The organism is Coprococcus sp. BIOML-A2, from assembly GCF_009875795.1.
In the GTDB taxonomy this organism is placed as follows: Bacteria; Bacillota; Clostridia; order Lachnospirales; family Lachnospiraceae; genus Coprococcus; species Coprococcus aceti.
In genome coordinates this window covers 193,263-202,376 of sequence record NZ_WWSI01000002.1, presented here as the reverse complement: position 1 = coordinate 202,376, position 9,114 = coordinate 193,263, and the positions used below count along the sequence as shown (strand labels likewise).

The window sequence follows — 9,114 nt, the reverse complement described above, 5'->3', positions numbered from 1 at the left end:
TCGCACCTCCTAATAATCTTTTGGCTTTTCAAGTGATACAGTTACAGGCATCTTCCAGTCGGACTTTGCGTCATCAATAATCATCTGAACAAAAGTCTGTGCTATGTCCTCTTTCCATTTTCGCTTTCCGATAGCCTTTTTAATTTCGGTTTTGAACTCCTCCTTGTTTTCTTCGACCATTTCAGCCATCGCTTCTCTCACTACGGTCTCTACCGTCTTTTCTGCGAGATAATCGAGATACGGTCTTGCTCTGTAATTGTCCTTTCTGCAAGGTTTTCCATCTCTGTCAACATAGGTATCTATCGTTCTGTCAATAGCCTTTCTGATGATTTCATCTCGATTTCCAAGGGCAGAAACAATAGCCGCCTTGACTATTCTGCTTACCTCTTCCTCAACATATTTTGCATCAATGCTAAGTGATGCTGTCATTTTCTCTTCGCTCATTCTTTTTCCTCCTTGTCTGATGATTGCCGCACCAATGGTCTTTCCGGAATGCTCCCGGGCAATACCATCGGTGTATGCAGTCGCTGCACATTTGCGGCTCATCCTTTGATTTTCTATACAAACGGTAACTCCTCATCAATTCCGTTCGGAACATTCATAAAACCATCGCCCGATGAGGAATTATTGGATGCAGGCTGCTGATAATTGCCTCCTGCGTTGTTCTGTGAGGATGCTTTGCTTTCTGCGAACTCCTGCTCCTCAACAATTACTGTCGTGGTGTAAACCTTTACGCCATCCTTATTCGTATAGGAACCAGTTTCAAGTCTGCCTGTAATCGCAATCTTGGTTCCCTTATGGAGATATTTCTCGGCAAACTCCGCTCCTTTTCCAAATACCGCACAGGAGATGAAATCAGCCTCCTGTCCGCCCTCCTGCTTAAATCTTCTGTCTACTGCCAGTGTGTACTTCGCAATGCAGGTATTATTTCCATTCTGTGAGTAATTGATTTCCGGGTCTCTCGTGAGTCTACCCATTAAGATAACTTTATTCATTCTATTTTCCTCCTGCTTTAATCGTCAAACGCCCAACTGATAATTCCCAATATCATCAAGAAAACTATGCCGATGCCTATGTAACCCAAGAACCGTTCTATTTCTTGCCAACATTCACGGACAATCCATACGGCTATCGCTGCTACGGCAATTATCGTTGCGAGCCTTATTACAATCTTAATCGCTTTTATCATATACGCTCCTTACATGGCGGCTTAACAGCCGCCTTACAAATATCAAACCTCAGAGTCCAACTTTCCATAGAAAGCGGAGCGGAAGCCGACGTAGCCGTCCGAGTGAGAACGAGCATTGCCGAGGCACAAGTAGAACACACCCGCACGGGCACCATCGTACCAGTTGCCCCCGGCAACCGGCAAACGCTCGCCCTCCGTATCTGCATACAGGTATGCCTTCGGTTCGCCGGGATACAGGGCAAGTTCTTTCATCTGCTCAGTGATACCAAATTCAAACTCAGCATCTCCCCACTCGCATCCATCGTAGTCCATGCCCGACTCCTCAGTTGTAAACTTGAGTCCGCCATCCTCTGCGTTGATGCGGATAGGCTTGCCATCTTTCATCAGTGCCACCCACTTGTCGCTGTCTTTACTCATGTCGATGTCTGCCGCAGCATTGTTTTCCGGTATAACTTCGACGATACCATCCATCAGTCTCATTCCTGCAAACCATTCCCAAATGTTTCCACATAAATCAGAAACTCCAAATGGTGTGTGGTCGTGGTTCCATGTCGCAGGTCCGGAGCCTGTCAGTGTCTTGTATCCTCTATCGTAAGTCTTTCCTTTTTCAGAGTTATCTCCATGCCAGTCTCCGCTATTCGTGTTTCCGTGTGGAAACACTTCGTTCTTGTGACAGATGTTGGCAATCAGTCCTCTCTCTGCCGCAGTCCACAGATGCCATCCCTCGCCCTTCGCTCTGCAAAGATTGACCGCCTCGTCATAAGTGACATTCACTTCCGGCTTTGTCATTGGGAGCGAGTATGCTCTACCATTGATTACTGTATTCGGATACTTGCTGATGTAGATTTCATCATACACTTTCCCATCCACCACAAACGCAGGATGAGGTCTGCATGAGCCTCCGAACAAGTCATTATCAGTTACTCTTGAGAAGCGGACCATAACTGACGGAATGCCCGCCTTGTCATAGATAACAACATTATCCGCTCTGAACGGTTCAAATTCCGGAACTCTGATAAACGCTCCGCAGCCAGTCTCTTCGATTGAGATTGCCTCTGCAAGGCATCTGCCCTGCTTGTCCTTTTTCTTACAGTTTCTTGTGCATCTTACTTCCATTGTGATACCTCCTATAATTCGTAGTCTTTTCTGTTCTTGCCCTTACCCCTATACTTGGTAAACGGCTCTATCCATACACTCTTGCCGGACTTGTAGTGTCTCATATAGCCTCTGACACTTACTTCGTGTTCCGGTTTGGTATAGGTTCTCTTTTGGTCGGGAAGCCTCAGAACTTTGCTGTCTACTTCCTCAATTACATATTGCTTCCGGATGAGCGGAAGTGGTTTCGTTACATCTTTTCGTAACGCCTTAGCCTGCCGCTTGGTTCTTCTGCCCTTATCCTCAATCTTTACCGTTTCCCGGTAATGGGTCATAAAACACATCAGAGCGTGGTACTTCAACGCTTCCTTGAGATGTGTATTATCCATTGCCATTACCTGCATCAAGAGCATTTTTCTTTCCGGCGGCAGGTGTGATGCAAAACGAAAGTTGGATGTCTGCGTAGTCACAGGGTCGTAATCGTATGTAACAACCGCAGGCAGATTAGGCTTTTCTGCCGGGTAGACCGCCAGTTCCACCAAATTTCCTTTGCTCTCGAATGTGAACTCAATCAATTCTTCCTGTAATTCGACAACACCTGCATCTAACGGTGCGTGGAACTCCTGCTGTTTCAGCCATTCTCTGTTTTTGGAGAACCAGTCAAGAACGATTTCCATTCTTGCATTTGACTTTACGATTATCCTGTCTGCCGACTGCTTATCCATCCTCTCGCCTCCTAAAATTCAAATCCCATATTCTCTTCGATGTCTGAAATCTCATCCTCGAGATACTTCCTGTAAATCTCTTCGTTATCTCTGAACCAAATCGAGGTGTCAAGACAGTTGCAGAACCACTCCACATCTTCCTCCGGGTCGCAGCATTCCAGTTCGTCAATCTGTTCCTGCAACTCTTCGTATTCGTCTGAACCCTCTTCGCACTCGTCTCTTTCACCCTCAAGTTCTGAAATCTTCTCCTCGAGAGCATCTTTGAGTTCGTCCTGCCCTTTACGAAAAATTGCATCTATGATGTTATTCAGAGTAACCTTTACGCCCTCCTCCTGTAATTCAACCGCAATATCTCCGAGGTCGTACCCAACATCATCCAGTATGGAGATGTCAAGACTTCCACAATCAAGTAGTACAAATAACAATCCATCTAATGCTGACATCACAACACCTCCTCAACAAATTCGTCTCCCTTGAACCAACACTCCTTAGTGCCAAGTTTCTTTTTCTCGCAACCGTTCATCCTCATTCGATACTCCTGTTCCGCTTTCGGGTCGTGCCACTGCAAACCTCTCTTTTTGTACAGTGGTATCCAATGCTCGTCATAGAATGAGTATCCACAGCCATCTATTCCGAAGAAATAACCCCATTCATCATGTTCGTAAATCCGGAAGCCACACTCAGACATCTTCTTAATGCCGTCCAACTCATCCATAAAATAATCATCCGCTGAGTCCGAGAAGCTCCACAGCCATCCCCACATCGGAAGAATGCTGTCACGCTCAACCTCAAAATCTTCTGCTCCAAGTTCTACGGTATTTCCATCTTGAAGATTGATGAGGTAAACATCTCCTGCGATATTCTCAACCTCTCCATTAGGGTCGTAATCTTCGCATCCGTCCGGAAGATTGCATACATATACCCTGTCGCATACTCGAGGCATCGTAACTTCGTGCCAATCATCCGGCTTTGTCCGCATTAGGGTTTCTATCATATCCTGCGGATAGGCATTCATTTCTCTGACCCACTCGTGAGCCGCATCGCTTATTGTCATCCCTGCTCTTGCCATGTTCATTCCTCCTTATCCTGCAATATGCTCAAGTGTTTCCACATCGAAATATGCGTATGCCCTTCTCGGTCCTGCCGGATGCTTTCTCTGCAATCTACTCAGAACATAACACTCGTGCGTTTCTCCGAGACAATCTTTAATGGTCTCTGTCTTGCTGAGGACTCTCATATCCGAGAGTCTCTCTCCAAAGAACTTCAATGTCTTGTCATCGAAAAAGTGACCGTACGGGTACTTCTCTTTATACATATCAACCAATTTCCAAGCCGGAATAGTGACTTTCATATTACTCAGCCTCCTTTCCTGTGATGATTGCGAATGCCTCCTTGAGGACTGCCAATTTTCTCTCCGCCTCGGTCGCTCTCTTGAGTAGTTCCTCAATTTCTCCCGCAGCCTTATTTCTCATCAATCCCATCTGAGCATTCATGCTATTAAGAGCCAGTTCATCGTCCGAAATCTGCTTCTTGAGTTCGTTAATCTTGGTGCAATACTGAGCATCCATTCTGTCGTAGTCATTCTTCTCTTTTACGAGTTCTGCCTCAAGTTCCTCAATTCTTCTCGCACGGAGTCTCATCAACCTCTGAATACCGCCCTGCTTTTTCCATGCCTTGCAGAACTCATCTTTGTCGATGTCGCATCCCATGTACTCTGCTTCGATTTCTCTGTATTCTGCCTCGGTCGGCTCAAACCCTGTTCTCTCGATAAACTCTGATTTCATCATATCTTTGTACCTCCTTGGGTGTTATGTTTTTTGTTGAGCGTACGATAGCATAGCCTACCTTGAAGTCAATAGTTTTACTGATATTTTTTAGGAATTTTCCGCCTACAAATTGGAATATTCCAACCTTTTAAGCATGAGAAATAAGCCAGTCGAAACAATCGGCTTTATTCCAAAATTCCTCGACCTCAGCATCTCCGTTGGAGACTCTGATGCCGATAATGCTACCGTCATCTTTCTGAATGTAAAACTTATCTCCGCTGACATTCCCTGCCTTAATATCATCAAGCATATCCTCGCACACCTTACGTATGCCGTCATTGTCAACCATTTCAACTCTGTATCCAATATGTTCCATTACTTCGAGGAAGCGTTCTGCCTTGAGGTCCTGCTGTCTGTTCAACTGCTGATTGATGACACGCACATCCTCCCCGAGTGACTTCGCCAATTCGGTCTGCGTCATCTTCTTTTCTTTCATAGACTCCTTAATGAGTTCGATTACCTTTGCCATCTTATCTCCTTTCATCAGTTACGCCCGAGAACTCTACACACCACACTTTCGAGAGTGTCGTTCATCGCTACATTACTATCTTCATCATGGCGGTACATTGCCACCATTCTCTGCATCTGTTCATCGCTGATTTCTATATTGCCTCCTGCCAGTTCTTGAGCAGTTGCATTCAAATCCTCCTCGAGGTACGCATCATCCTTTCTGCGGTAGATAATATCTTCTATCCAATGAGGAAGTTCAAGTCCTACAATGTTACCACTCTCATCAAACTGAATTTTCATAGCATCGCAGTAATCTTTCACTGCATCCTCCGGACATTCTGCATTATCCAAATCCGGACTGCCTAACTCCATAGCAAGGCATCTCACTTGATGTCTCGCCTCGTCTTTCGCCTTGAGCGTATCATCTCCGCAGGCTGCTCCGTCCGCTGCCTCGTAAATCTCATTCCATGTCATTGTCATTGCTCCTTTCTCCGCAGTTGCACATACACATCATCATGTTGTAAAACTTCGGTGCAACAGTTCTTACTTTTCTGATGTCGGCTATAATCTCTTTCTTATCGGTTGGAATATCGTCCTGCTCCAAATATCCCATTTCCAATAGCCAATCTATAAACTTCTGAGGTCCTTCCATCCTACACCTCCGTTCCGTCCGCCGTTGTAATGAACTTAATCTCTGACAGATACGCATATCCAAACTGCTTATCGTGATATTCTCCGAACATCTTCTCCGCCTTTTTTCTTGCTTCCTCCGGAGACTCTGCTTTTATCGTCACGTCGACATCAGCAAGGAAATTTACTGTATATTCTTCCATTCGTCCTCCTTATCTGCTGATAATCGTAACCAACTTGTTATACTCGTCCATCTTATCTTTGCGGACAAGTCCGATTTCTTCATTCTCTGCATATACAAGTTCATATTCATTTGCAACAAGGTCACAAACTTCAACCTCATTCATAACTGCGAGTTTCTCCGCTGTTGCCAATTTTTCTTTCAGTGCGAGTTTTCTGATACCGCTACTCATTCCTAAGTAGTTCAAATTCTCGCTCAATTCTCTTCCTGTCATCTGCTATCCTCCTTATAGATACGACCTCCCGTACCTCTTTCTAAATTCTTCTCTTGAGCCTATCTTTGCCTCGAACATCGCCTGTCCGAGCATTTTGGATAATCGCTCTGCCATCGGGTTATCATGTATCCGGTGCAGTTTATCGCCCATGTTGTGACAGTTATTACAAATCGGAACCTTGAGTCCGTCCTTATCACTGAGTTCTCTGCCCGCCGTACCGAATATGAGATGATGCTCCGCCTCTGCCTGTCTGCCGCAGAATATGCAGATATTATCATACTCAGTTACAATACTTTTCATCTCTTGCTTCCTCTCAAAACCTGTACTAATTCTGTATGTCTTTTCACTTCGCCAATCGAGCCTTCTATCCCAAACCAGTCCATTGTCTTTATTGCATTTTCCATAGTATCAAACATCATGGCTCCGTTTAGCTTAATGGTGTATCCGTTATCATTCTTTGGATTGTATCCTCTGCCGACATACTTGTATCTGTCGCCTCTTGGTACTATGATGACATACTTCGTAACTGTGTGTTCTGTCATAGGCATTTCAACCATCTTTGCACCTCCTCTCTCTGATATAGGCTTATGCAGCGTTTTTATCACATCTATGGTATATTTGTAGGGTTCTGTTCCTGTTGGCTTGCTCCTGCCTTAGCCATACACGATTTCTCCCATGACTGCATACTGGATAATCATATCTGCCACCGCAGCATCCACCATACAACAATCCAGTCCGTATTCTCCTGTACTGCATCCGACCGAGTTTACCCCTTCATGCATGATGTCATATGGTCTTTCTGCATCCTCGCAATACTTCTTGATTCCATCAAGCAGCTTATCTCTTGTAAGTTCATAGACTTCATCTTCCTCAGAGTCGTACAGTTTCAGTGTTCCTCCCCTGCTTATCTGCTCAGATGCGTATTCTCCAAGATAATCTCCGACAACCTCAGCCTTCCTGCACCAGTAATTGATACCACCCTCCAAAGCTGTCGCTACGATGTCATCAACATCTTCCTGTGTCACATTGATTTCCGGTTCTGTTTTTACCTTGAAATTCTCCATTAGCCGACCTTTACCTTTCTTCCGCAATTCGGACATTTCGTGTCATTGCACCCATCGCCATAATTGATGATTTTTCCGCATCCCTCACATTCGACCCATTCGCCATTTACGAACCAATCTTCCTTGAGCGACTCGGGATGTTGCCAGTCAACGCCCTCGAACAACTCATCCGCCAAATCCTGCTGACAGTTGCATAATTCAAGGAAGTCATTCCCGGTGTAAACCGAGTCCGACAGTTCCGGAGAGTAGCACGGTTGGTCCTTATGGAACTTGTACGCCTCCTCATCCTTGAAAATCATTCCCTGTCTGTAAAACTCTCGATGGATGATGTACTCCCCATCGTTATCTTCTATACTTCCGATTTTCAGCATTTCTGCTCCTTTCTCCAAGTAGGATGCCAAGGTTGATGCACGCCGTTCCAAAGGAAACTAAGGCTGTCACGCTGTTACCTGTGATGAGAAACGCCGCTATTGATACCGTGAATACGATGTGCAATGCAATTTTACCGATTTTCATTTACACCGACTCCTTCCTGTGATATTCTTATTAAACAGGAGGGAGGTATGACTCCCCCTCCCACGAACTGAAATTAGCCAAGGAAAATTGCGATTATCGCAGTAGCCGAAGCGGCTATCTCGAAGATTAAGGCTGTCAACTCTATAATCTCGAGAACCTTGCTTTTTTCAGTTCTTTTTTTGAGCTGTTCTACCTCCGCTTCAAGTTCTTCAACTCTCCGTTTCAGTTTTCTCAACTCCTTGTCCTTATTGATTGGCTATCGCCTCCTCGGATTTTTTAGTACCATTTGGTACAATCGTACGATAGCATTGCCTACCTACCTGTCAATAGGAAATCTGCATATTTACTGAGTTTTTTCGCTGTCCTGCTGATACCCTTTCAGAATATCCTCTCCCATTTTGATGAGCATGTCGGCTTCCTCACTCAGCCTCTTCATTGCAGCATCCTTTTCTGCTCGCTTCTGATAGAACTCCTCGTCTTTCAGTGCATCTTCCCAACCATTGATGAACGCTCTCACTTCACGGATATTGCTAAATTCTCTTTCTGTCTCGTAGCCGTTTCTTGCTGTGAAAACAGCATACTTGCTGTCGTGCCATACACAGTCGATAGCAACTCCGAAATATAATTCATCTCGCTTATCTTCATCAATAGGCTCGAACCTCACATCATCATACAGTGGTCCTTCACAAGGGCAGTTGTTCTTGAACCAAACCCTGTAATTGTCAAGAACATAATCGCTATCTACCCCCTTGAGGATGTTCCAAATCTTTGCAAGTCTCCCGGCAAGTGCATCGTCTGAGCAAAACCAATCATGCCACCCCGCTTCAATCTGAACATCTCTATCCTTGCTGAGGAAATCTCCTCTGCGGTATCTCTCGCAGAACTGTCTTAAAGTCATCTCATTCCCCATCTTTCTTCTCCTCCTTAAAGAGCGGTACTCTCTTGTTGTAGGTCATATCATACTCTCCGCTGCACTTGTGCAGTTCCCAACCGCCAAGTCCTGTTCCCTCGATAGAAACATAGTCATCGGCACACCAAGTTCTTACACCGCCCTCTACGCCATGCTTTCTTGCAATTTCCAGTAGCTTCTCAACTACTGGAACCGCCTCTTTGCAGAACTCTCTCATCTGCTCCTCTGAAAAATTCATCTCTGCCATAATCTTT

22 protein-coding genes are annotated in these 9,114 nt (G+C 45.1%); all 22 read right to left on the bottom strand.

Annotated features, from left to right (window positions below; translation table 11 throughout):
* Nucleotides 1-9 precede the first annotated feature (9 nt).
* Nucleotides 10-444 carry a hypothetical protein gene (locus tag GT575_RS05130; protein ID WP_161171663.1) on the bottom strand — a complete coding sequence of 145 codons (435 nt, stop codon included), beginning with the start codon at nt 442-444 and terminating at the stop codon, nt 10-12.
* Nucleotides 445-557: 113 nt separating this feature from the next.
* Nucleotides 558-995 (bottom strand): single-stranded DNA-binding protein, encoded by a 438-nt coding sequence (locus GT575_RS05125; RefSeq protein WP_161171662.1) that lies wholly within the window; start codon nt 993-995, stop codon nt 558-560.
* A gap of 17 nt (nt 996-1,012) precedes the next feature.
* Nucleotides 1,013-1,189, bottom strand: coding sequence for a hypothetical protein (locus GT575_RS05120; RefSeq protein WP_161171661.1), 177 nt, complete (start codon nt 1,187-1,189; stop codon nt 1,013-1,015).
* A 42-nt stretch (nt 1,190-1,231) separates the two neighbouring features.
* Nucleotides 1,232-2,305 carry an SUMF1/EgtB/PvdO family nonheme iron enzyme gene (locus GT575_RS05115; protein ID WP_161171660.1) on the bottom strand — a complete coding sequence of 358 codons (1,074 nt, stop codon included), beginning with the start codon at nt 2,303-2,305 and terminating at the stop codon, nt 1,232-1,234.
* A gap of 11 nt (nt 2,306-2,316) precedes the next feature.
* Nucleotides 2,317-3,009 (bottom strand): hypothetical protein, encoded by a 693-nt coding sequence (locus tag GT575_RS05110; RefSeq protein WP_161171659.1) that lies wholly within the window; start codon nt 3,007-3,009, stop codon nt 2,317-2,319.
* Between the two features lie 11 nt (nt 3,010-3,020).
* On the bottom strand, nt 3,021-3,455 hold the full coding sequence (locus GT575_RS05105; RefSeq protein WP_161171658.1) for a hypothetical protein: 435 nt from the start codon (nt 3,453-3,455) through the stop codon (nt 3,021-3,023).
* Nucleotides 3,452-4,078 (bottom strand): hypothetical protein, encoded by a 627-nt coding sequence (locus tag GT575_RS05100; RefSeq protein WP_161171657.1) that lies wholly within the window; start codon nt 4,076-4,078, stop codon nt 3,452-3,454. Before GT575_RS05100 ends, GT575_RS05105 begins: the two co-directional genes overlap by 4 nt.
* Before the next feature lie 12 nt (nt 4,079-4,090).
* A complete protein-coding gene (locus GT575_RS05095) occupies nt 4,091-4,360 on the bottom strand; it encodes a hypothetical protein (protein ID WP_161171656.1) in 270 nt (89 codons plus the stop codon).
* A gap of 1 nt (nt 4,361) precedes the next feature.
* Nucleotides 4,362-4,796 carry a hypothetical protein gene (locus GT575_RS05090; protein ID WP_161171655.1) on the bottom strand — a complete coding sequence of 145 codons (435 nt, stop codon included), beginning with the start codon at nt 4,794-4,796 and terminating at the stop codon, nt 4,362-4,364.
* Between the two features lie 127 nt (nt 4,797-4,923).
* Entirely contained in the window at nt 4,924-5,304 is a 381-nt protein-coding gene (locus GT575_RS05085; protein WP_161171654.1) for a helix-turn-helix domain-containing protein, read from the bottom strand.
* Between the two features lie 14 nt (nt 5,305-5,318).
* Complete coding sequence (locus GT575_RS05080) at nt 5,319-5,765, bottom strand: hypothetical protein (RefSeq protein WP_161171653.1); 447 nt, start codon at nt 5,763-5,765, stop codon at nt 5,319-5,321.
* A complete protein-coding gene (locus tag GT575_RS05075; RefSeq protein WP_161171652.1) occupies nt 5,746-5,937 on the bottom strand; it encodes a hypothetical protein in 192 nt (63 codons plus the stop codon). Before GT575_RS05075 ends, GT575_RS05080 begins: the two co-directional genes overlap by 20 nt.
* 1 nt (nt 5,938) lies before the next feature.
* Nucleotides 5,939-6,118: a hypothetical protein gene (locus GT575_RS05070; RefSeq protein WP_161171651.1), complete on the bottom strand. Its 180-nt coding sequence runs from the start codon at nt 6,116-6,118 to the stop codon at nt 5,939-5,941.
* Between the two features lie 9 nt (nt 6,119-6,127).
* On the bottom strand, nt 6,128-6,370 hold the full coding sequence (locus GT575_RS05065; RefSeq protein WP_161171650.1) for a hypothetical protein: 243 nt from the start codon (nt 6,368-6,370) through the stop codon (nt 6,128-6,130).
* 12 nt (nt 6,371-6,382) lie between these two features.
* The gene (locus GT575_RS05060) at nt 6,383-6,670 is read right to left on the bottom strand and encodes a ClpX C4-type zinc finger protein (protein WP_161171649.1); all 288 of its coding nucleotides are present in this window, start codon (nt 6,668-6,670) and stop codon (nt 6,383-6,385) included.
* On the bottom strand, nt 6,667-6,927 hold the full coding sequence (locus GT575_RS05055) for a hypothetical protein (protein WP_161171648.1): 261 nt from the start codon (nt 6,925-6,927) through the stop codon (nt 6,667-6,669). The genes GT575_RS05060 and GT575_RS05055 overlap by 4 nt, the downstream gene beginning before the upstream one ends.
* Before the next feature lie 96 nt (nt 6,928-7,023).
* On the bottom strand, nt 7,024-7,434 hold the full coding sequence (locus tag GT575_RS05050; protein WP_161171647.1) for a hypothetical protein: 411 nt from the start codon (nt 7,432-7,434) through the stop codon (nt 7,024-7,026).
* Entirely contained in the window at nt 7,434-7,805 is a 372-nt protein-coding gene (locus GT575_RS05045) for a hypothetical protein (RefSeq protein ID WP_161171646.1), read from the bottom strand. Before GT575_RS05045 ends, GT575_RS05050 begins: the two co-directional genes overlap by 1 nt.
* Nucleotides 7,777-7,950: a hypothetical protein gene (locus GT575_RS05040; protein ID WP_161171645.1), complete on the bottom strand. Its 174-nt coding sequence runs from the start codon at nt 7,948-7,950 to the stop codon at nt 7,777-7,779. Before GT575_RS05040 ends, GT575_RS05045 begins: the two co-directional genes overlap by 29 nt.
* Before the next feature lie 73 nt (nt 7,951-8,023).
* Complete coding sequence (locus GT575_RS05035) at nt 8,024-8,185, bottom strand: hypothetical protein (protein ID WP_161171644.1); 162 nt, start codon at nt 8,183-8,185, stop codon at nt 8,024-8,026.
* A 108-nt stretch (nt 8,186-8,293) separates the two neighbouring features.
* Nucleotides 8,294-8,860, bottom strand: a complete 567-nt coding sequence (locus GT575_RS05030; protein WP_161171643.1) for a hypothetical protein — start codon at nt 8,858-8,860, stop codon at nt 8,294-8,296.
* On the bottom strand, nt 8,850-9,107 hold the full coding sequence (locus GT575_RS05025) for a hypothetical protein (RefSeq protein WP_161171642.1): 258 nt from the start codon (nt 9,105-9,107) through the stop codon (nt 8,850-8,852). The genes GT575_RS05030 and GT575_RS05025 overlap by 11 nt, the downstream gene beginning before the upstream one ends.
* Nucleotides 9,108-9,114 lie beyond the last annotated feature (7 nt).

Coding starts and splice junctions, on each gene's coding strand:
- GT575_RS05130 (WP_161171663.1), bottom strand. CDS start 444: ATGAGCGAAGAGAAAATGACAGCATCACTTAGCATTGATGCAAAATAT.
- GT575_RS05125 (WP_161171662.1), bottom strand. CDS start 995: ATGAATAAAGTTATCTTAATGGGTAGACTCACGAGAGACCCGGAAATC.
- GT575_RS05120 (WP_161171661.1), bottom strand. CDS start 1,189: ATGATAAAAGCGATTAAGATTGTAATAAGGCTCGCAACGATAATTGCC.
- GT575_RS05115 (WP_161171660.1), bottom strand. CDS start 2,305: ATGGAAGTAAGATGCACAAGAAACTGTAAGAAAAAGGACAAGCAGGGC.
- GT575_RS05110 (WP_161171659.1), bottom strand. CDS start 3,009: ATGGATAAGCAGTCGGCAGACAGGATAATCGTAAAGTCAAATGCAAGA.
- GT575_RS05100 (WP_161171657.1), bottom strand. CDS start 4,078: ATGGCAAGAGCAGGGATGACAATAAGCGATGCGGCTCACGAGTGGGTC.
- GT575_RS05095 (WP_161171656.1), bottom strand. CDS start 4,360: ATGAAAGTCACTATTCCGGCTTGGAAATTGGTTGATATGTATAAAGAG.
- GT575_RS05090 (WP_161171655.1), bottom strand. CDS start 4,796: ATGATGAAATCAGAGTTTATCGAGAGAACAGGGTTTGAGCCGACCGAG.
- GT575_RS05085 (WP_161171654.1), bottom strand. CDS start 5,304: ATGGCAAAGGTAATCGAACTCATTAAGGAGTCTATGAAAGAAAAGAAG.
- GT575_RS05080 (WP_161171653.1), bottom strand. CDS start 5,765: ATGACAATGACATGGAATGAGATTTACGAGGCAGCGGACGGAGCAGCC.
- GT575_RS05075 (WP_161171652.1), bottom strand. CDS start 5,937: ATGGAAGGACCTCAGAAGTTTATAGATTGGCTATTGGAAATGGGATAT.
- GT575_RS05070 (WP_161171651.1), bottom strand. CDS start 6,118: ATGGAAGAATATACAGTAAATTTCCTTGCTGATGTCGACGTGACGATA.
- GT575_RS05065 (WP_161171650.1), bottom strand. CDS start 6,370: ATGACAGGAAGAGAATTGAGCGAGAATTTGAACTACTTAGGAATGAGT.
- GT575_RS05060 (WP_161171649.1), bottom strand. CDS start 6,670: ATGAAAAGTATTGTAACTGAGTATGATAATATCTGCATATTCTGCGGC.
- GT575_RS05055 (WP_161171648.1), bottom strand. CDS start 6,927: ATGGTTGAAATGCCTATGACAGAACACACAGTTACGAAGTATGTCATC.
- GT575_RS05050 (WP_161171647.1), bottom strand. CDS start 7,434: ATGGAGAATTTCAAGGTAAAAACAGAACCGGAAATCAATGTGACACAG.
- GT575_RS05045 (WP_161171646.1), bottom strand. CDS start 7,805: ATGCTGAAAATCGGAAGTATAGAAGATAACGATGGGGAGTACATCATC.
- GT575_RS05040 (WP_161171645.1), bottom strand. CDS start 7,950: ATGAAAATCGGTAAAATTGCATTGCACATCGTATTCACGGTATCAATA.
- GT575_RS05030 (WP_161171643.1), bottom strand. CDS start 8,860: ATGGGGAATGAGATGACTTTAAGACAGTTCTGCGAGAGATACCGCAGA.
- GT575_RS05025 (WP_161171642.1), bottom strand. CDS start 9,107: ATGGCAGAGATGAATTTTTCAGAGGAGCAGATGAGAGAGTTCTGCAAA.